This is a genomic window from Rhizorhabdus antheiae (assembly GCF_049889055.1).
Classification (GTDB): Bacteria; Pseudomonadota; Alphaproteobacteria; order Sphingomonadales; family Sphingomonadaceae; genus Rhizorhabdus.
The window spans coordinates 133,959-154,245 of record NZ_JBLTWO010000006.1 but is presented as its reverse complement, the minus strand read 5'-3'; the positions used below and the strand labels follow the sequence as shown (position 1 = coordinate 154,245).

18 protein-coding genes are annotated in these 20,287 nt (G+C 65.9%); 8 read left to right on the top strand and 10 right to left on the bottom strand.

The window, feature by feature from the left end:
* Nucleotides 1-18: 18 nt before the first annotated feature.
* From der to ACNI3R_RS13060, 3 genes are all read left to right on the top strand, one after another.
* A complete protein-coding gene (der, locus tag ACNI3R_RS13070; RefSeq protein ID WP_426183963.1) occupies nt 19-1,395 on the top strand; it encodes a ribosome biogenesis GTPase Der in 1,377 nt (458 codons plus the stop codon).
* Between the two features lie 2 nt (nt 1,396-1,397).
* Entirely contained in the window at nt 1,398-1,649 is a 252-nt protein-coding gene (locus tag ACNI3R_RS13065) for a sulfurtransferase TusA family protein (RefSeq protein ID WP_426183961.1), read from the top strand.
* 83 nt (nt 1,650-1,732) lie between these two features.
* Nucleotides 1,733-2,176, top strand: a complete 444-nt coding sequence (locus tag ACNI3R_RS13060) for an Hpt domain-containing protein (protein ID WP_426183959.1) — start codon at nt 1,733-1,735, stop codon at nt 2,174-2,176.
* A gap of 87 nt (nt 2,177-2,263) precedes the next feature.
* On the opposite strand, the gene bfr is transcribed toward ACNI3R_RS13060, so the two are convergent.
* Nucleotides 2,264-2,743, bottom strand: a complete 480-nt coding sequence (gene bfr, locus ACNI3R_RS13055; protein ID WP_426183957.1) for a bacterioferritin — start codon at nt 2,741-2,743, stop codon at nt 2,264-2,266.
* 203 nt (nt 2,744-2,946) lie between these two features.
* Nucleotides 2,947-3,117, bottom strand: a complete 171-nt coding sequence (locus ACNI3R_RS13050) for a (2Fe-2S)-binding protein (protein ID WP_296622516.1) — start codon at nt 3,115-3,117, stop codon at nt 2,947-2,949.
* 127 nt (nt 3,118-3,244) lie between these two features.
* Here ACNI3R_RS13050 and ACNI3R_RS13045 point away from each other — a divergent pair, with 127 nt between their 5' ends.
* A complete protein-coding gene (locus ACNI3R_RS13045) occupies nt 3,245-4,030 on the top strand; it encodes a methyltransferase domain-containing protein (RefSeq protein ID WP_426183955.1) in 786 nt (261 codons plus the stop codon).
* Nucleotides 4,031-4,039: 9 nt separating this feature from the next.
* Here the strand turns inward: ACNI3R_RS13045 and ppc are convergent, their stop codons facing one another.
* Nucleotides 4,040-6,721, bottom strand: a complete 2,682-nt coding sequence (gene ppc, locus ACNI3R_RS13040) for a phosphoenolpyruvate carboxylase (protein WP_426183953.1) — start codon at nt 6,719-6,721, stop codon at nt 4,040-4,042.
* Nucleotides 6,722-6,785: 64 nt separating this feature from the next.
* Nucleotides 6,786-7,499, bottom strand: coding sequence for a dienelactone hydrolase family protein (locus ACNI3R_RS13035; RefSeq protein WP_426183951.1), 714 nt, complete (start codon nt 7,497-7,499; stop codon nt 6,786-6,788).
* 169 nt (nt 7,500-7,668) lie between these two features.
* On the opposite strand from ACNI3R_RS13035, the gene gpmA reads away from it, so the two are divergent.
* From gpmA to ACNI3R_RS13020, 3 genes are all read left to right on the top strand, one after another.
* Nucleotides 7,669-8,355, top strand: a complete 687-nt coding sequence (gene gpmA, locus ACNI3R_RS13030; protein WP_426183949.1) for a 2,3-diphosphoglycerate-dependent phosphoglycerate mutase — start codon at nt 7,669-7,671, stop codon at nt 8,353-8,355.
* A gap of 137 nt (nt 8,356-8,492) precedes the next feature.
* A complete protein-coding gene (gene purE, locus ACNI3R_RS13025) occupies nt 8,493-8,981 on the top strand; it encodes a 5-(carboxyamino)imidazole ribonucleotide mutase (RefSeq protein ID WP_426183947.1) in 489 nt (162 codons plus the stop codon).
* Nucleotides 8,978-10,048 (top strand): 5-(carboxyamino)imidazole ribonucleotide synthase, encoded by a 1,071-nt coding sequence (locus tag ACNI3R_RS13020; protein ID WP_426183945.1) that lies wholly within the window; start codon nt 8,978-8,980, stop codon nt 10,046-10,048. The genes purE and ACNI3R_RS13020 overlap by 4 nt, the downstream gene beginning before the upstream one ends.
* Nucleotides 10,049-10,069: 21 nt before the next feature.
* On the opposite strand, the gene ACNI3R_RS13015 is transcribed toward ACNI3R_RS13020, so the two are convergent.
* The 3 genes from ACNI3R_RS13015 to ACNI3R_RS13005 all read right to left on the bottom strand — a co-directional run bounded on the left by ACNI3R_RS13015 (nt 10,070) and on the right by ACNI3R_RS13005 (nt 13,848).
* Entirely contained in the window at nt 10,070-10,555 is a 486-nt protein-coding gene (locus ACNI3R_RS13015; protein WP_426183943.1) for a PAS domain-containing protein, read from the bottom strand.
* Nucleotides 10,556-10,663: 108 nt separating this feature from the next.
* Complete coding sequence (locus ACNI3R_RS13010; protein ID WP_426183941.1) at nt 10,664-10,960, bottom strand: hypothetical protein; 297 nt, start codon at nt 10,958-10,960, stop codon at nt 10,664-10,666.
* Nucleotides 10,957-13,848: a M16 family metallopeptidase gene (locus tag ACNI3R_RS13005; protein ID WP_426183939.1), complete on the bottom strand. Its 2,892-nt coding sequence runs from the start codon at nt 13,846-13,848 to the stop codon at nt 10,957-10,959. Before ACNI3R_RS13005 ends, ACNI3R_RS13010 begins: the two co-directional genes overlap by 4 nt.
* A 195-nt stretch (nt 13,849-14,043) precedes the next feature.
* Between ACNI3R_RS13005 and clpB the strand changes: the two genes are divergently transcribed.
* Nucleotides 14,044-16,623, top strand: coding sequence for an ATP-dependent chaperone ClpB (gene clpB, locus ACNI3R_RS13000; RefSeq protein WP_426183937.1), 2,580 nt, complete (start codon nt 14,044-14,046; stop codon nt 16,621-16,623).
* A 54-nt stretch (nt 16,624-16,677) separates the two neighbouring features.
* Here the strand turns inward: clpB and ACNI3R_RS12995 are convergent, their stop codons facing one another.
* Genes ACNI3R_RS12995 through ACNI3R_RS12985 form a run of 3 tightly spaced genes read right to left on the bottom strand, consistent with a single transcriptional unit; the run spans nt 16,678 to nt 20,241 of the window.
* A complete protein-coding gene (locus ACNI3R_RS12995) occupies nt 16,678-16,980 on the bottom strand; it encodes a hypothetical protein (RefSeq protein ID WP_426183935.1) in 303 nt (100 codons plus the stop codon).
* A 49-nt stretch (nt 16,981-17,029) separates the two neighbouring features.
* Entirely contained in the window at nt 17,030-18,211 is a 1,182-nt protein-coding gene (locus ACNI3R_RS12990) for an aspartyl/asparaginyl beta-hydroxylase domain-containing protein (RefSeq protein ID WP_426183933.1), read from the bottom strand.
* The gene (locus tag ACNI3R_RS12985; protein WP_426183931.1) at nt 18,208-20,241 is read right to left on the bottom strand and encodes a tetratricopeptide repeat-containing sulfotransferase family protein; all 2,034 of its coding nucleotides are present in this window, start codon (nt 20,239-20,241) and stop codon (nt 18,208-18,210) included. Before ACNI3R_RS12985 ends, ACNI3R_RS12990 begins: the two co-directional genes overlap by 4 nt.
* Nucleotides 20,242-20,287: the final 46 nt, after the last annotated feature.

The window sequence follows — 20,287 nt, the reverse complement described above, 5'->3', positions numbered from 1 at the left end:
GCCCTGTATGGGGCCCCGATGAAACATCTCCCCACCGTTGCCATCGTCGGCCGCCCGAACGTCGGCAAGTCGACGCTGTTCAATCGTCTCGTCGGCAAGAAGCTCGCTCTGGTCGACGATCGTCCCGGCGTGACGCGCGATCGGCGCGAGGGCGATGCGTCGCTGCTCGGCATGGAATTCAAGATCGTCGACACGGCGGGCTTCGAGACCGACGATCCCGAAACGCTGCCCGGCCGGATGCGCGCGCAGACCCAGGCCGCCGTGGACGAGGCCGACGTCGCCCTGTTCATGATCGATGCGCGCGCCGGCCTGACCCCGCTCGACGAGCAGATCGCCAACTGGCTGCGCAGTTCCAACACGCCGGTGATCGTCATCGCCAACAAGGCCGAGGGCAAGGCCGCAGAGCATGGCATCTACGAATCCTTCGGCCTTGGCCTGGGTGAGCCGGTGCCGCTGTCGGCCGAGCACGGCGAAGGCATTGTCGACCTGTTCGATGCGCTGCGCCCGCATGTCGAGCGCGAGGAGGAAGAGGGTTTCGACGAGGAGGAAGACAGCGAGGACGAGGAAGCCCGCGGCCCGCTCAAGCTCGCCATCGTGGGGCGCCCCAATGCCGGCAAGTCGACCCTGATCAACCAGATCCTCGGCGAACAGCGGATGATCACCGGACCAGAGGCCGGCATTACCCGCGATTCGATCGCGATCGACTGGGACTGGCATGCGCCCGATGGCCAGGTCCGCAAGGTCCGCCTGATCGACACCGCCGGTATGCGCAAGCGCGCCAAGGTGCAGGACAAGCTGGAGAAGCTGTCGGTCGCCGATGGCCTGCGCGCGGTGGATTTTGCCGAGGTCGTCGTGCTGCTGCTCGATGCGACCCTCGGGCTCGAGGCGCAGGACCTGCGCATCGCCGACAAGGTGCTGCAGGAAGGCCGCGCCCTGATCATCGCTTTGAGCAAATGGGATGTGGCCGTCGATCCGCCGTCCTTGTTCCAGGGCGTGCGTGCGGCGCTCGACGAGGGGTTGGCGCAGGTCAAGGGCCTGCCGCTGCTGACCGTCTCGGGCGCGACCGGGCGCGGCGTCGACCAGCTGCTGCAGGTCGCGCATGAAACGCGCGAAGCCTGGTCGCTGCGCGTCTCCACCGGCCGACTCAACCGCTGGTTCGAAAAGGCGATCGAGGCCAACCCGCCGCCGGCGCCGGGCGGCAAGCGGATCAAGCTGCGCTATCTGACCCAGGCGCGCACGCGGCCGCCGAGCTTCATTTTGTTCGGGACGCGGGTCGATCAGCTGCCGGAGAGCTATCGCCGTTATCTGGTCAACGGCATCAGGCGCGAGCTGGGCTTCGGCGCGGTGCCGGTGCGGCTGACCGTGCGCGCGCCGCGCAACCCCTTCGACGATTGACGGTGACGCGGATCGACGCGCGCGGCATGCGCTGTCCCTGGCCGGTCGTCCGTCTGGCCAGGGCCGTGCGTGAAGGTGCGTCCGAGGTGCTCATCCTGGCCGACGATCCGATCGCGCCGGGCGAGATTGCGGCGCTCGCCCAGGCGCGGGGCTGGGGCGTGGTCGCGGCGGAGGAGCCGCATGGCTGGCATGTGTCGGTGCCGGCCCCCCGAACGGTGCCCCTCTCTTCGCAGCTGCAGCGGAAAACGGTCTAATACGATAGTCTTAGAGTAACCGCTCGTTTACGCCACCCGCCTAGGATGAGTCGGACCTGGCAGGGTGCGAACAGGGACGAGACATGGCTCATAGCGGCATGCGTGTGGTGAACTGGACGACGTTCGGCGAGACCCGCGATCTGATCGGCAGCGATTTCGCGCGGATCCTCGGCTATTATCGCGAGGACGCCGCCAAGTGCGTCGTCGCGGTGGAGCAGGCCTACAAGATCCGTGACGCTGTCGCGATGGTCCGTCCGGCCCATACGCTGAAGGGCGATTCACTGCAGTTCGGCGGAGAGGCGCTCGGTGCGCTGGCCGAGGAGATCGAACATAGCGCCCGCCGGAGCGTCGAGATGCAGGCGCCGCCTGAGAAGCTCGATGACGAAATTCTGCGCTTGCGCCCGATGTTGATCGAGACGCTTGCGCAGTTCGAGCGGGAGATGGCGCGGTGCTCGGTGCCTGCCATGCCGACGACACCCTTCCGGCGACCCGCCATGGCAGCGGGGTTCGGACGCAAGCAGGGCTGAACGCCGAAACGGCCGCTCCAGGGGGCGGCCGTCGACTTGGTTTGCTCTTCCGAACCGCCCGGTGATCTTACCTGACGGGAACCCCCTCTATTCGTGCGCCGGCTTCGACTGAAGCTGGATGTAGTTCTGGATTCCCATCCGTTCGATCATCTCGAACTGCTTTTCGAGCATGTCGACATGCTCTTCCTCGGATTCGAGAATCGACTGCAGCAGATCGCGCGTGCCGAAGTCGCGGACCTGCTCGCAATAGACGATCGCTTCCTTGAGCTGCGGGATGGCGTCATTCTCCAGCGCGAGGTCGGCCTTGAGCACCTCCTCGACCGTCTCGCCGATGCGAAGCCGGCCAAGCATCTGGAAATTGGGCAGGCCGTCGAGAAACAGGATGCGTTCGGCAAGCCGGTCGGCATGCTTCATCTCGTCGATCGATTCCTCATATTCGCACTTGGCGAGCCGCGCGACGCCCCAATGTTCGAGCATCCGGAAATGCAGGAAATATTGATTGATCGCGGTCAGCTCGTTCTTGAGCGTCTCGTTGAGAAATTCGATGACCTTTGCGTCACCCTTCATGTGGACCTCCAATGTCGTCGAGCCGTTCGATAGACGAAATGCCCGATCCTGTGAAGGGTTCCGATCGAATAATTTCCAAATTATTCAAATATAAACAAGGGTTTGCAGCTGATATTCATTCGCAGCGAAAGCGAAAGTCATTCTCACCCAAATAAAAAGGCCGCCCATAAGGCGGCCAGGGGAGGAATGCTGGTGCGGGCAGCTCAGACGGCGACCGACTCTTCCTCGATGATGCTGCGGGCGAAGGGCAGGCATTGCCCGCAGCGCGGGCGCCGACCCAGCGTCTGATAGGCGCTGCGCGGGCAGCTGGCCCCCTTGCGGGCGGCGTCCCGGACATCGGATTCACGAATCGCGTTGCAGATACAAACGAGCATTCGGCACCTCTCGAATCGATGTTTACGGCTATTGCGACTGACTATCAATAGTTTTTGATGGCCTATGCCCCGCTTCGTCGCATCTTCGCGCTTCCCCTTGGCGGCCGGAGCCGATAGGCGCCCCGCCATGGCCGGAGACAGTGATCGCAGCGCGACCGTCGCAACCGCTTTCGGGCGTGCTCGCGATTATGACTCGGCGGCTCGCGTCCAGCGTCTGGTGGCCGACGACCTCGCTCGCCGCATCGCCGCAGCGGGTGTCGCCGAACGGCCCGACATATTGGAGCTGGGGTGCGGGACCGGCTTCCTGACGGCTGCGCTGCGAGGTGCACCGACAGGCGCCCGCTGGACCATCACCGATCTGTCCCCCGCGATGGTGGAAAGAGCCCGGCTCTCGATGGCCGATGCCTTGGGGGCCGATGCGCGCTGGCTGGTGCTCGACGGCGAACGCGCCGATAGATCGCTGGGCCGCTTCGACCTGATCACCTCAAGCATGGCCTTCCAGTGGTTCGAGGATCTCCCCGGCGCGATCGGGCGGCTGGCGTCGATGCTGAAGCCCGGCGGCCTGCTCGCCTTCGCGACGATGGCGGACGGCAGCTTCGGCGAGTGGACCTCGATCGTCGAGGCGCTCGGTTGGCCGCGCGCAACACCACACTATCCGTCGGCCGAAACGATCAGCGCGATGGTCCCCGCCGGATATGACGTGCGGATCGAGCAGGTCGTCTTTCCGGATCCGCAGCGCGACGCCCGGTCCTTCCTGCGCGATCTCAAGACGATCGGGGCCGGCACTCCTGCACCCGGCTATCGGCCCTTGCCGCCGGCCGTCCTGCGCGAGGCGATGGCGCGCTTCGATGCCGGGCCGCGCATGGTGAGCTACGCGATCGCCTTCTGCCTCGTACGCGCGCCCGGCGCCTGACGGACGCGATCAGCCGCTGTTGCGCAGCGCCGTGGCGATGGCGTTGATCGACAGTTGAATGCCCTCGCGCACGCGGGGGTCGTCCTCGCCCGACCGGTGCCGCTTGAGCAGTTCGATCTGCAGCAGATTGAGCGGCTCGATATAGGGCAGGCGCAGCCGGATCGACTGGTCGAGCGACGGGTTCTTCTGCAGCAGCCGGGTCTGGCGGGTGATCGACAGCAGAGCGTCCTGCGTCATCTGCCATCCGTCGCGGATTTGGCCGAAGATCGCCTTGCCCATTGCCTGATCCTCGACCAGCGCGACATAATGTTCGGCGATGTCCATGTCGGACTTGGCGAGCACCATCTCCAGATTGGCCAGGGTCGACTGAAAAAAGGGCCAGGCTTCGAGCATCTCACGCAGCAGCCCGATGTCATTGTGGCCCTTCAGGCCATGGCCGACGCCGAACCAGCCCGGCAGCATGACGCGCGCCTGCGCCCAGCTGAACACCCAGGGGATCGCGCGCAAATCCTCGATCCGGTCGCTCTTGGTGCGGCTGGCGGGGCGGGAGCCGATCTTGAGGTCGGCGATCTCCGCGATCGGGGTCATCTGGCGGAAGAACTGGCGGAAGCCTTCGGTCTCATAGACCAGACCGCGATAGGCCTTGAACGCGCGTCCCGAAATCTCGTCCATCGCGGCGAAGAAGCGCTTGGCGTCCTTGGGTGCCAGCGCCTCCTTCTCGAGCGAGGCCAGCAGCGTGGCCGAGGCCATGGCCTCCAGATTGGCCGAGGCGCTCTCGCGCGTGCCATATTTGGCGGCGATCACTTCGCCCTGTTCGGTGATGCGGATGCGGCCCTGGACCGTGCCGTGCGGTTGGGCGAGGATCGCCGCGAAGCTCGACCCGCCACCGCGCCCGACCGCACCGCCACGACCATGGAACAGCTGGATTGCGCTGCCGGCCTTGGCGAAGACCGGCTTCAGCGCGCTCGATGCCTCGTGCAGGCTCCAGACCGAGGTCAGATAGCCGCCATCCTTGTTCGAATCCGAATAGCCGACCATCACCTCCTGATGGCCACGCGCCGCCGTGACCGCCGCGACCTCGGGCAGGCCGAACCAGCGGGTCATCACCTCGGGCGCGCGCTGGAGATCGCCGATCGTCTCGAACAGCGGCACCGCCATGATCGCCGCCATGGGCGGCTCGCCGGGCACATAGAGGCCGGCTTCCTTGAGCAGGATGTTGACCTCGAGCATGTCCGACACGCTCTCGGCCTTGGAGATCAGATAGGTGGTGATCGCCTCGCGGCCGTAGAGACGATGAGCCTCGGCCGCCGCCTCGACGATCGCCAGTTCGGACAGCGTTTCCTCGGCATAGTCGCCGAAGGGCGTGCGCAGCAGGCGCTTCGAGGCCAGTTCGGTCCGGAGCAGCGCGACGCGCCCCTCTTCGTCCAATGCCAGATAGTCGTTCTCGACCCCGGCGACCTTGAGCAGGTCCGCGATCACCCGCTCATGCACGTCGGCATTTTGTCGCATGTCGAGCGTGGCGAGGTGAAAGCCGAAGGTCTCGACCGCGCGGATCAGCCGGCCGAGCGCGCCGCTGCCCGACAGCGACCCCGCCCCGGTCCGGTTGAGGGCGTGGGCGATCTCCACCAGGTCGGTGCGCAGCTCGGCCGGGGTCTGATAGGGCCCCTTCTCCGCATCGGTTGCGGGCAGCCGGCCCGGCAGGCGGCCGGTCAGCATTTCATAGGTCTTGGACAGGCGCGAATAGATGCCGGTAATCGCACGGCGATAGGGTTCATCGCTGCGCGCCGAACTCTTGTCGCCCGAAGCCTCGGCGAGTTTCTCGACCTCCCACGTGACCTCGGCCAGTTCGGTCGAGATCGACAATTCGGCGCCGAGCAGGTGAAGCTCGTTCAGATAATAGCCGATGACGGTTTCGGCCGCGCGGGACAAGGCAAGGCGCAGCGATTCCGCCGTCACGAAGGGATTGCCGTCGCGGTCGCCGCCGATCCAGCTGCCGGGGCGCAGGAAGCTGGCGGGGCGATGGCCGAGCGCGCGCTGCCAGCGCGAATAGAGCGCGGGCAAAGTCGGCAGGAAGATGTCGCGCAGATAGGCCAGCGCGGTTTCCACCTCATCGGCGACATAGAGCCGCTCGCGTCGCAGCGGGCGGGTCTGCCACAGCAACGCGATCTGACGGTAGATCGCCTGGTCGATCAGGTCGCCATCGGCGGTTTCGGTCCGGCCGATGTCCTTGAGCATCATCAACTCGGCGATCTTGTTGCGATGATCGATCATGCTCTTGCGCCGCACCTCGGTCGGGTGGGCGGTCAGCACGGGGGCGATCAGCGCCTGCTCGAGCATTTCGACGACCTGCGAGCGCGATATGCCTTCGGCTTCGAGGCGGTCGAGCGCCGAGGCGACGTCGGCGCCCGGTTCGGCGGCAACGCCCTGCCGGTCTTCGGCGAGATTGGCGAGCATCGAGAAGAGCATGAAGCCGCGAACGAAGGCGAGCGTGTCGTCGAGCGTCAGCGCCTCGAGCCCGGTGTCGATCTCATGCGAACCGACGATCCCGCGCGCGCGGTCGACCGAGGCGGAGCGGATATATTCGATACGCCGGAACAGCGTCTCCCCGCCATAGGCCTTGATGACATCGCCGAGCAGGCGACCTAGGAAGCGGATATCCGGGTTCTGGGTGATGGGCGGGGCGCTGGACATGCTCGAATGCTGCGCCGCAATATGAGCGTCGTCAATAGCCAGCCTGTCCGGGTCGCCGCGCTCCTTATCCATCGATTGCGAAAAGCTCGTCGAGGAAGTTGCGCATCGCCTGCCAGCTGCGTCGGTCGGCCCGTGGGCTGTACATCTCCTCCCGCGCCGGGTTGGTGAAGGCGTGGACGGTGTGACCATAGCTGTGCAGCTGCCAGTCGGCGCCGGCCTCGGTCAGTTCCTGCGACAGCGCGAGGACCGTTTCGGGCGGGTCGAGCGGATCGTCCCAGCCATGGAGCACCAGCAGCTTCGCGCTGACCTTGGCGTTGGGGAAGGGAGGCGCGTCATAGACGCCATGGAAGCTGACGACGCCTGCGACCTCGGCGCCGGCGCGCGCGAGGTCGAGCACGCATTTGCCGCCAAAGCAGAAGCCGATCGCCGCGACGCGCGCGGGGTCGCCGGGGCCCCCGGTTTCGCGCGCCATGCGCAACGAGGCGGCCAGGCGATCGCGCAGCAGGCCGCGATCGGCGTCCATCTCGCCCATGCGCGCCAGCGCCTCGTCGAAATCGCGCGGCCAGTTGCCGAGTCCATAGACGTCGATCGCCACCCCGACATAGCCGAGTTCGGCGAGCGAACGGGCCTTGGCTTCCTCGAAGCCGGTGCGGCCCATGAAGGTACCGGCGACGATAACGATAGGCCGCAGGTCGTCGCTGCCGTTGTCCCAGGCGGCATAGGCCTCGAACGCCACCCCTTCATGCTCGTACCGGATCGTGGTGTTCGCGATGGCCATGTCATGCGCTCCGATGTCGTGGATTGGCGCCTATTCAGGCGAGGAAGCACCGATTTGCAAGGGTGACAGGAAGGCAGCGGACCACTAAGAGGCCCGTTCCGTCTCTTACGGTCGATGCTGCGGCGTCAGGCAGGGCTCTTTCCCGCCGCGCCGCCAAGAAGGGAAAGTGATGCCGACGCTCGTCCTTATCCGCCATGGTCAGTCCGCATGGAACCTCGAAAACCGATTCACCGGCTGGTGGGACGTCAACCTGACCGAGCAGGGCATCGCCGAAGCCACAGCGGCCGGCGAATTGATGGCCGCCAAAGGCCTCGACTTCGACCAATGCTATACCAGCTTCCAGACCCGCGCGATCAAGACGCTGAATCTCGCGCTCGAGGCGATGGGCCGGCTATGGCTGCCGGTCGAGAAGGACTGGCGCCTCAATGAGCGCCATTATGGCGGCCTGACCGGCCTCAACAAGGCAGAGACAGCCGCCAAACATGGTGACGATCAGGTCAAGATCTGGCGCCGCAGCTTCGACATTCCGCCGCCGGTGCTGGAAGAGGGCGGTGAGTTCGACCTGTCGAAAGACCGCCGCTACGCCGGTATCGCCATCCCGAACACCGAAAGCCTGAAGGACACGATCGCTCGTGTTCTTCCCTATTGGGAGCAGCGGATCGCCCCCGATCTGAAGGCCGGCAAGCGGGTCGTCATTTCGGCGCATGGCAATTCGCTGCGCGCGCTGGTCAAGCATCTGTCGCATATTCCCGACGACGAGATCACCGAGCTGGAGATCCCGACCGGCCAGCCGATCGTCTATGATCTGGACGACGCCCTGAACGCGCGCGACCGCTATTATCTGTCGGAGCGCTGAGTATATTCTTCCCCTGCCTCGGCGAGGGAGGGGGCCACCCATGAGGGTGGTGGAGGGGCGATCCACCGTCGCGCATTCCCCTCCACCGCTTGTGGCGGTTCTCCTCCCCGTTCCGGGCGGAAAGATTGGGAGTGACAATGGCAGACGCACCGTTGATCGGGATCATCATGGGGAGCCGGTCCGACTGGGAAACCATGTCCCACGCCGCCGCGACCCTCGACGCGCTTGACGTGCCTTATGAGACGAAGGTCGTCTCGGCGCACCGTACCCCGCAGCGGCTCTATGACTATGCCACCTCGGCGGCTGGGCGCGGGCTAAAGCTGATCATCGCGGGCGCGGGCGGTGCGGCGCATCTGCCGGGCATGGCGGCCGCCATGACGCGCCTGCCCGTTCTCGGCGTTCCGGTCGAATCCAAGGCGCTCAAGGGCATGGATAGCCTCCTTTCGATCGTCCAGATGCCCGGCGGCATTCCGGTGGGGACGCTCGCGATCGGCAAGCCCGGCGCGATCAATGCCGCGCTGCTCGGCGCGGCGATGCTGGCTACTAACGACGAAGCCCTCGCCGCCCGGCTCGATGCCTGGCGTGTGCGTCAGACGGCGGACGTCGCCGAGGAGCCGTTCGATTGAGCGCGGCCCTCATCCCGCCCGGCACGACGATCGGCATCGTCGGTGGCGGCCAGCTCGGCCGCATGCTCAGCATGGCCGCTGCCCAGCTCGGCTATCGCTGCGCGATCTTCGCACCCGAGCCGAGCGGCCCCGCCGCCGATGTGGCGGCGCGCTGGGTCCAGGGCAATTATGACGATCTCGACGCGCTGCAGGCCTTTGCCCAGAGCGTCGACCTGATCACCTATGAATTCGAGAATATCCCGGTCGGCCCGCTGGAGGCACTGCGCGTGCCGCTCGCACCGCACCCGCGCGCGCTTGCGACCGCGCAGGACCGGGCGACCGAGAAGGCCTTCGTGCAGGCGATCGGTGGGCGACCCGCCCCATGGGCGGTGGTCAGCAGCCGCGAGGATCTCGACGCTGCGGTCAAGCAGATCGGTGCTCCCGCGATCCTCAAGACGCGGCGTTTCGGCTATGACGGCAAGGGCCAGGCACGGCTCAAGACCGCCGCCGATGCCGACGAGGCCTGGGCCTCGCTTGCCTGGGAACCGGCGGTGCTCGAAGGCTTCGTCGAGTTCGAGCGCGAATTCTCGATCCTGGTCGTGCGCGGCCGGGACGGGACGATCGCAACCTGGGATCCTGTGCTCAACGTCCATGAGGACGGGATATTAGCGCTGTCGACCGTTCCGGCGAGCCTGTCAGAGGCGACCGTCGAGGCGGCCAAGGCGCTGGCCGGCAAGATCGTGACCGAGCTCGACTATGTCGGCGTGCTGGCGATCGAATTTTTCGATACCGAAGCCGGTCCCGTGTTCAACGAAATGGCGCCGCGCGTCCACAATAGCGGCCATTGGACGATCGAAGGCGCGGTGACTTCGCAGTTCGACAATCATATCCGCGCCATTTGCGGTCTGCCGCTCGGTTCGACCGCACGCGCCGCGCCGCGCGTCGAGATGCGCAACCTGATCGGCGAGCAGGCCTCGCATTGGGACCTGATCCTGTCCGATCCGGCCGCGCACCTGCACCTCTACGGCAAGGGGCAGGCCCGCCCAGGCCGCAAGATGGGGCACGTCACCAAGCTGTTCTTCGACTGACGTCAGCGCCGACCTGCGCGGTCAACCTCCGCCAGCCGTCCGATATTCGGCGCTGACGTCGCGCTTGAAGCCCTGCAGTCGGACGGGCTTCGACCCGGCGCACAGCGGCGCACCCACGATGCGCATCCAGCGGATTCCGCCATCGGCGGGGCGCAGTTCGACATCGAGGGTGAAGCCGCGTCGATGGCGCAGCGCATAATCGCGAAGCTTCTCCACCGCCGCCCGCGACGGTTCGGCATAGAGGCGCAGCGCCTCCGATCGCACGACCGGTCGTCCGCGCGGCAGGCCGAACAGATCGTACACGCCCTCGGACCAGCTGAGGCTGCCATCTGCCAGATCGCAATCCCAGAGGCCGATCCCCTTGCGGGCCAGCAGTGGCCGATCGAGCGCGGGTACGATCGCCTGTTTGCCGCTCCAGCTGAACACGCAGCCAAGGTCGAAGCGCTGGGCGCGCTCGAACAGCGGCCAGCTGTGCGTCAGCGGAGAAGGGTCGAGCGATGAACCCAAAGATGAGCCTCCCGTCGATCGGAACGGGGATTATGCGCGAAATCCCTAACAGTTCGTGACTGTCGAAAGGTCGAGCTGCGGGTGGTGTTGTCCCTTGGCGGGACGGCTTCAGCCTCGGCGCACCCCGGTCATCTCGGCCTTGCCGAAGGCGCCCATCGTTACCGTGCCGGACAGGCGGTCGCCCTCGACGACCGCCTTGCCCACCAGAGTCATGCGCATCGGCTTCTCGGTCGGCATCTTCCAGATGAGCCGATCGCCTTCGATGCGGCCGTCGATCACGGGCAGTTCGCCGACGTCGGCGACGTTGCTGCCCGTGAAGCGATCACCGTCGCGGACGATGGTGAAGACCGACGCCTGCTCGCCGAACGGCGCCTTGGTCACGCAATCCCAGATCTCGGTGCTCACTGACCGACCTGCATCTTCTCGACCGGCAGGCCGAGGTCCTCAAGCTGCGGCTCGACCTTGGCGGCGTCGCCGACGACGATCCAGATCAGATCGTCTGGGCGGATCGCCTTGCGGGCGGCGGCATCGAGATCGGCGGCCTTCATCGCGCGGTAGCGGGCCGGCAGCTTCTCATAATAGTCGTCGGGGCGGCCGAGCGTATCGAGCGAGATCAGCGCGCCGAGCAGGTCGCCCGATGTCTCGAACGAGCCGGGGAGCGAGCGGATCTGGTTGTTGATCGTGCGATCGCGCTCTTCCTCGGTCACACCCTTGGTGGTCAGGAACTCCTTCATGTCGGCAATGGCCGCAGCGATCGAGGCACCGGTCTTGTCCGTCTGAACCGGAGCGATGACGTAGAGCGGCATCGTCTCCCGCAGCATCTGGGCCTGGGTGAAGGCACCGTAAGCCCAGCCCTTGTTCTCGCGCAGGTCCATGTTGAGCCGCGAGAGGAAGCTGCCGCCGACCACCTCATTGGCCGTCACCAGGTCGAGCGGATCGTCGACCCCGCGCGTCGGCAGCAATTCGCCGGCGAGGATGTAGCTTTGCGGGCTCTGCGGCCGGTCGATCAGGACGATGCGCGCCGGACGCGCCATGCGGTCCATGCGGAACTGCTTTTCGCCCTTGGGCGCAGCGGGCTTCGCCCAGCTGCCGAAGCGCGCCTCGAGCAGCGGCTTGAGTTCGTCGAGGGTGGTGTCGCCCGTCACGAAGATGCGTGCATTGTCGGGGCGGAGCCAGCGGTCGTGGAAGGCCAGCAGGTCGGCGCGGGTGACGGCCTTGACGCCCTCCTCGGTGCCGCTGCCCGACATCGGTACGCCATAGGGGTGGAGCTTGCCGTAGAGCAGGCTCGGCATGATGCGCCGGGCGATGCCGCGCGGCTGGGCATTTTCGGCAGCGATGCCCGCCAGCACCTGATTGCGCAGTCGCTCGATCTCGGCGGGCTCGAAGGTCGGGCGCTGGATCACGTCGGCGAGCAGGTCGAGCGACGGCGCGAGATTGGCCTTGAGCGCGAACATCGAGACATTGGTGCGATCCATCGTCGCCGAACTCGCGATCTGCGCGCCCAACCGCTCCTGGGCTTCGGCGAGCGCGATCGAGTCGCGCTTGCCGGCGCCTTCGTCGAGCAGCGCGAGGGTGAGCCCCTGCGTGCCCAGCTTTTCCTTCGGATCGGCGGCATGGCCGGCATCGAAGCTGACCGACATGCGAATGGTCGGGACGGTCGTGCGGCGTGCGAACACCACCGGGATGCCGTTGGACAGGGTGGTGCGCTCGATTGCGGGGAAGGTCAGGTCGTTGATCGCCTCGACCGGCGGGGGCGATGAGCGGTCGACCGCAGCGGTCGGCCGATGCGTCATCGAGATGGCGGGCGCGGCGGCTCCCCCCTCGAAGCGCGGGCTGCGATAATAGCGTGGCGCCATCGACCCGCCCTCGGGCGATCCCTTGGCCGCGCCGCCGGCGATCGCCATGTCCTGCGGGGTCCGTTCGCCCGGTTCGACCACCAGGCGGAAGGCTGGCCGCATCAGCCACTTCTGCAGGGCGGCCTTGATCGTCTGGGGGGTCGCAGCGGCGGCGGCGGCGAGGTCCTTCTTGTACTTTTCGGGATCGCCGGAATAGACCGCGCCCTCGGCGAGCGTTACCGCCTTGCCGCTGAATCCGCCGACCGTTTCGAGGCCGGAAATCTCGCCGGCCACCTGGCGCGTCGCGGCGCGCTGCACCTCGTCGGCGGTCGGGCCGGTGCGGACATAGTCGGCGATCAGCCGGTCGAGCTCGGCCGCGACCTTGGCCGCGTCGACGCCGGGCTTCACGTCGGCGGTCACCTCGACCAGCGACATCTTCTCGAACTGCTGCACGCCTGCGGTCACCGAAACGGCGGTCTTGTCCTTGCGGACCAGCGCATTGTCGAGGCGCGAGGAGGCAAGCCCGCCGAGAATGTCCATGCCGAGGTCGAGCGGGATCAGGTCGGGATCGTTGAGGCCCGGCACCACCCAGTTGCGATAGATGCGCGTCTGGGCGACGCGGTCCTTCATCACCTGGTCGACCGGCGCCTTCAGCGTCGGGATGATGACGGCGGCGCGCGGCGTCTCCGGCCCGCGCGGAATGTCGCCGAACCATTTGGCGACTTTCGCCTTGGCGGTCGCCACATCGATATCGCCGGCCAGCACGAGCACGGCATTGTTCGGGCCATAATGCGAACGGAACCAGGTCTTGACGTCGTCGAGGCTGGCCGCATCGAGATCGCTCATCGAACCGATGGTCGAATGGCGATAGGGGTGGCCTTCGGGGAAGAGCGCGGCGAGCTGGGCATATTCGACGAGCCCATAGGGTTCGTTGTCGCCCTGGCGCTTCTCGTTCTGGACGACGCCGCGCTGGTTATCGAGCTTCGCCTTGTCGATCGCCCCGACCAGATGGCCCATGCGATCGGATTCGAGGAACAGCGCGAGATCGAGCGCGCCGGTCGGCACCGTCTCGAAATAGTTGGTGCGGTCGAACCAGGTGGTGCCGTTGACGTCGGTCGCGCCGACCGACTCGAGCGGCTTGAAGAAGTCCTCGTTCGCGTTCTCGGAGCCGTTGAACATCAGATGCTCGAACAGATGCGCGAAGCCGGTCTTGCCGGCGGGCTCGTCCTTCGACCCGATATGGTACCAGACCGACACGGCGACGACGGGGGCCTTGCGGTCGGTGTGGACGATCACGCGCAGGCCATTGTCCAGCGTGAAGCTCTGATAGGGGATGTCGACCTGCTTCACGAGGTCTGCGACGGGTACCGGAGCCTTGGGCGTGGCGGCGATGGAAGATGTGCTGAGAGCGGTCGCGAACAGCAGGGCGACGACGGGGCGAAACAGGCTGCGACGCATTCGGGAACTTTCCGGATGGGGGAAGATTGCCGCTCAATCTAGTCTTTGCCGCCAAGGGTGCAATATCCATGCAATACGCCGGTCGGACGAAGCGGGGCCTTCATCGAACTGGCGGCGAGGCATGTTAGCGCGGGAGCCACTTGTGTTGCACAAAAGCCACACCATATCGTGGGTCATGGAAGGCAGGGATCAGGCATGAACCTCGAAAAATTCACCGACCGTTCGAAGGGCTTTCTCCAGTCCGCGCAGACCGTCGCGATCCGGATGAGCCATCAGCGCATCTCCCCCGAACATCTGCTCAAGGCGCTGCTCGAGGACGAGCAGGGCATGGCGACCGGGCTCATCAAGGCCTCGGGCGGCGACCCCGCGATCGCATTGCGGGCAACCGACGCCGCGCTGGCACGCGTGCCCTCGGTCAGCGGCAGCGGCGCACAGCAGACCCCTGGGCTCGACAACGACCTCGCCCGCGTCCTCGACCAGGCGGAGCAGGTCGCGCAGAAGGCGGGTGACTCCTATGTCACCGTCGAGCGGATGCTGCTCGCGCTGGTGCTGTCGTCGACCACGGCGGCCGGCAAGGCGCTGGCCGAGGCCGGCGTGCGAGCCGAGGCGCTCAACGGGGCGATCAACCAGCTGCGCGGTGGCCGCAGTGCCGACACCGCGAGCGCCGAGGATCGCTATGACGCGCTCAAGAAATTCGCCCGCGACCTGACCGCTGCCGCCCGCGAGGGCAAGCTCGACCCGGTGATCGGCCGCGACGAGGAGATCCGCCGCACGATCCAGGTGCTCGCGCGCCGGACCAAGAACAACCCGGTGCTGATCGGCGAACCCGGTGTCGGCAAGACTGCGATCGCCGAGGGCCTCGCGCTGCGCATCGCCAATGGCGACGTGCCCGATGGTCTGAAGGACCGCAAGGTGATGGCGCTCGACATGGGCTCGCTGATAGCCGGCGCCAAATATCGCGGCGAGTTCGAAGAGCGGCTCAAGGGCGTGCTCGACGAGGTCAAGGGCGCCGAGGGCCAGATCATCCTGTTCATCGACGAGATGCACACGCTGATCGGCGCAGGCAAGTCCGAGGGCGCGATGGACGCCGGCAATCTGCTCAAGCCCGCGCTCGCGCGCGGCGAACTGCACTGCATCGGCGCGACCACGCTCGACGAATATCGCAAATATGTCGAGAAGGACCCGGCGCTGCAGCGGCGTTTCCAGCCGGTATTTGTCGGCGAGCCGACGGTCGAGGACACGATCTCGATCCTGCGCGGGCTCAAGGAAAAATATGAGCTGCACCATGGCGTGCGGATCACCGACGGGGCGATCGTCTCGGCGGCGACGCTGAGCAACCGCTACATCACCGACCGCTTCCTGCCCGACAAGGCGATCGACCTGATGGACGAGGCTGCCTCGCGTCTGCGCATGGAGGTCGAATCGAAGCCGGAGGAGATCGAAAATCTCGACCGCCGCATCATCCAGCTCAAGATCGAGCGCGAGGCGCTGAAGAAGGAAACCGATGCCGCCTCGCGCGACCGGCTCGAGGCGCTCGAGGCCGACCTTGTCGAACTGGAGGAACAGTCGGCCGAACTCACCCAGCGCTGGCAGGGCGAGAAGGAGAAGATCAACGCCGAGGCGAAGCTCAAGGAGCAGCTCGATGCGGCACGGATCGAACTCGACCAGGCGCAGCGCCGGGGCGACCTCGGTCGCGCGGGCGAGATCAGCTATGGCGTGATCCCAGGGCTCGAGCGCGAACTGGCGGAGGCGCAGTCGGCTTCGGCCGGAGCGATGCTGCGCGAGGAAGTGACGAGCGAGGACATCGCCGGGATCGTCAGCCGCTGGACCGGCATTCCCGTCGACAAGATGCTCGAGGGCGAGCGCGAGAAGCTGCTCGCGATGGAGGAAGAGCTCGGCCGCCGCGTGATCGGGCAGAAGGATGCGATCGAGGCCGTGTCTCGCGCCGTGCGTCGCAGCCGTGCCGGACTGCAGGACCCCAATCGTCCGCTCGGCAGCTTCCTGTTCCTCGGTCCGACCGGAGTCGGCAAGACCGAACTGACCAAGGCGCTCGCCGAATTCCTGTTCGACGACAGCGCGGCGATGGTCCGGATCGACATGTCCGAGTTCATGGAGAAGCATTCGGTCGCCCGGCTGATCGGTGCGCCGCCCGGCTATGTCGGCTATGAGGAGGGCGGCGTCCTGACCGAGGCCGTCCGCCGCCGGCCCTATCAGGTGATCCTGTTCGATGAGGTCGAAAAGGCGCATGGCGATGTGTTCAACGTGCTGCTGCAGGTGCTCGACGACGGGCGGCTGACCGATGGCCAGGGCCGCACGGTCGATTTCTCGAACACGCTGATCATCCTGACGTCGAACCTCGGCAGCCAGTATCTCGCCAATCTCGGCGACGATCAGGCGGTGGAGACGGTCGAGGATCAGGTGATGGACGTGGTGCGCGCCCATTTCCGGCCCGAATTCCTCAACCGGCTGGACGAGATCATCCTGTTCCACCGGCTGGGCCAGGAGCATATGGGCCCGATCGTCGACATCCAGGTGGGGCGCGTCGGCAAGCTGCTCAAGGATCGAAAGATCCGACTCGAACTGAGCGACGGCGCCCGGGCCTGGCTCGGGCGGGTCGGTTACGACCCGGTCTATGGCGCGCGCCCGCTGAAGCGCGCGGTGCAGAAATATCTGCAGGACCCGCTGGCGGAGGCGCTGCTGCGCGGCGAGGTGCCCGATGGTTCGACCCTGCGGGTCGGCGAAGGGGACGGGCGACTGACGCTGGACGTGGCATGAGGCAGAGGGGGCGGGGTCAAGGCCCCGCCCTCAAGACATTGATCGGCGGTCGGATCAGTTGCCCTGGGTGCCGCGAACCCGCTGTGCCCCATCGATGCTCATGCGGTCAGCCCGGCGCTGCTCTGCCCATTCGCTGCTGGTCATGCAGACCTTGTTGGCCTTCAGTCGGGAGCCAAGCACCTCGACCGATCGGCAAATCATTCTGTTGGCCTTGGACGATGCAGCGGCATCGTCGGTCTTCGTGGCAGGTGCACTTGCACTCGCACTTGCATTTGCATCGGTCGCGGGGGCCTGCGCAGCCAGTTCAGCTCCGGAAAAAGCCAGCAGCAAGGCAATCATGTGGGATGCGGACATCATGTCCTCCTCGTGGCACCAGGGTGTTGCGGTAAGTCGTCGAACATCTGTTTCATTTAGCAGGCAAATTTGGTGGTTCAAAGGGCGGCTCGCCGCTGTCTGCGCCGATGATCGCGCCGATAGCCCGACGTTCGGTTTCGCTCAGATCGGGATGCCAGATGTCGAAGATCAGCACGATCCTGAGGTGGTCGCTGGGATTGCTCGCCTCATGCTCGATCGTATCGTCGAAGATGAAAGCCTCGCCCTCGCGCCATGGCCGTGTTTCGGCGCCAACGCGAAACCAGCATCCCTCGGGAACGATCAGCGGCAGGTGGCAGAGCAGCCTGCTGTTGTTGATGCCGTTATGCGGCGGGATGAGCGTGTGGGGAGCGAGAAGAGAGAACATCGCGGTGGGCGACGAGCCCGGAATGTTCGGCTGTCCGACTTTGTCGAGGATGGCCATCGTGCGTGGGCAGCTGTCCGCGTTACGGGCCACCCGCTTTCCGTTGTGGATCAGATGAATGGCTGTCCAGTCGGGGTTCCGGTTAAGCTCTGCCCATTGTGCGAGCGGCTCATGGTCCGGATATTGGAGATAAGGGATAAGCTCTGCCCGGCTCGATCGCAGCAGCGCTTCGACTTCCATGCGGATCTCTGACGTGGCCGCTTCGAGGTCGGCGAGCCATGGAAAACGGTGTCTGGGGTGAAATTCGCGTTCGGACAGTCCCGGATAATGATATTGAAAGGGCTCCGATCGATAGATCCTCGTCTTCCGCAGAATATTGTCGCGGAAGCGGTCGAGTTTGGCCCGATCATCCGGGGCCGCGCCGCCGGAAGCGGTTCGGGCGGCATCGTCCATCGCCTTCGCGCGCTGCTCGACCCACTGATCGCGAAAGCTCTCGCCTGCGGCGATCGTCCTTGCGACCATCGGTGGCAGGTCGCCCTCCGGCTTCTGCGCCAGCGCATGGTCCCAGGCACGGCCTGCCTCCGGGTCACCGATGCGCTCGAGCAGACTGGCGCGCATTGCCAGCGCGGTGAAGTCCAGCGGGGCTGTCGCGAGCGCCCGATGAACCGCATCCAGCGCGCGACGCGGCTGTTTCAAGGCACGCCGAAGCCCGGCGAGGCGCAGCCATATCGACGAAGGCGCGTCGCCGCCGGCCAATATCTCCTCAAGCAACGCGGCTGCGCGGGCGATCTCGCCCCGCCGCACCAACTCGTCTGCTTCGGCAAGCCGGACGGGATCAGGCTCCGCCGTCATGCGTCTGCGACAGGCCAGCCGGGGATGCGCGCGTCGTCCAGCGAATAACCGAACTGGTCGATCCATGGCGAAAGCGCCTTCAGCGCGGGGCTTAGGTAGGGCGTGTAGCGGGCCCAGCGGCCGGACGACCGCGAGTAAATCGGTTCGACAACCTGGGCATAGCTGGCAGTGCGCACAGCACCCCGCCGCCGCGCGGCATCCTGATGGTCGACGCCCTGATCTGGCCAGGCCAGGTCAAGCCAGTCGAACAGGGGCTTCAGCTCTCTGGCGGAATCGATCACCAGCCTCTCGTAAACCACCTCGTGGACAGGGATGTCCAGCAAGGCGCGGGCCTTTTCCCAATGCCGGAACGTCAGCTCATACAAAGCCGCAGCGTCCTCAAGGTCGAGAAAATTGGCCATCGCGTTGTTGATGCGGAAATTGGTGATGTAGCAGCTCAGCAGCACGTCGGCCGGGTGGCGCAATGCCAGAATGAAGCGCGCATCCGGAAAGAGCCGGCGCGCAACGGCGACCTTGTTGAGGTGCATCGGGTGCTTATCGATCACCAGCCGCTGGCCGATCGGCCCCGACATGGCCTCGATCCGAGCGAAATAGGCGTCGCGTGCGGCCTCGATAGACTGGGCTTCGGCCGCAGGAAGCGCCGCTATGCCGCCCAGAGACTGCTCGGCCTCGACGAGGAAAGGCTGCTCCTCGAGCACGAGCACCGAGGGATCGCTCATCAGCATCGTGTCCAGCAGCGTCGTACCGGAACGCGGAAATCCTACGAGGAACACAGGGCTCCGTCGCTGGTCCGGCGACGGTCCCTCGCTCCAGCCGTCGATCCACTCGCGAGAGAGCAGCTCTTCTGCCTGATAAATGGATTCGCGATACTCTCGGGCGCGCTCGCGAGGCCGGGTGGGATCCGCCTGCCAGTGCCGGTTCATCTCGCTGAAGGTCGCGAAGGCCTCGTCATATCTGCCAAGGCGGTCGAGTACGGTGCCGCGCAGATGGAGAAGGCGTCCGGAAACGATCGCCTCGCCGGCCTTTTCAAGGGCGAGGCGCGCCTCCTCGAACTGGCCCGCGCGTTTGAAGCGTAATGCCTCGATAAAGGAAAGGCTTTGCTCGTCGGCCTTTCCGGCCAGCGCGCGATCATGGAGCGAGTCCAGCTCCTTCTCCCGATTTACCCGTTCGTAGAGCGAGGCGAGCCCGACAAATGCGGGGCCGAAGTCCGGCGCTACGCTGAGGGCCGCCTCATACCCCTCCTCGGCGATCTCATATTGATTGTGGCGTGCGGCTTCCTGGGCATGATCGGTGAGGATCTTGGCGTCATGGGGCGCCAGTTTGGCAGCTTCCGAGAGCCTGACATAAGCCTGCTCCTCCAGCCCTGCCTCACGGTAGAGATTATAGAGCGCGAGGACGGGCCGGACATCGTCAGGATATTGGTCGACCGCACTTTTGAAGACGGCTTCGGCTTCGTCACCGAGGCGGGCCTCGATCAGCGTGTTGCCCAGGTTGAGCAGGATCGGCGCGGAGTCGGGGGCGAGGTCGCGCGCCGTGCGGAGCGCATCGAGCGCTTCGTCGCGGCGCCCCAGGGCATTGAGGGCGTTGCCCAGATTATTCCATGCGCCCCAGTCGTCCGCGACGCGCTCGACAATCAGGCGATAGCAGGCGACGGCCTCTTCGAATGCGCCCGCTTCCTGGTGAAGATAGCCGGCAAGCCTTGCGAGCCGGAGGCTGCCGTCGGCGACCATATTGGCAGTGTCGCAGAGCGTCAGAACCTCTTCCGCCCGTCCAATTCGAAACAGAGATTCTGCGAGATTGGCGCGTACCACGGAGTCGCCGGGCTTGGCGCGAAGCGCCACGCGCAGATAGTCGACGGCCGAGTCAAAGCGGCCCCGGTGATGCTCGACCGCACCGGCCAAGGCAGCCAGGACGGGATCGGGCCGAACCTTCCACGCTTCGGCAGCAACTGCAGCAGCTTCATCGAGCCGATTGGCGCGGGCCAGGCCGACGATCTGGTTCAGCACAGGTGATGCGGTGGTGTCGGACATGCGTGATATTTCTCACCGGATGGATTGCTGCGGGGCGAGCAAGGAG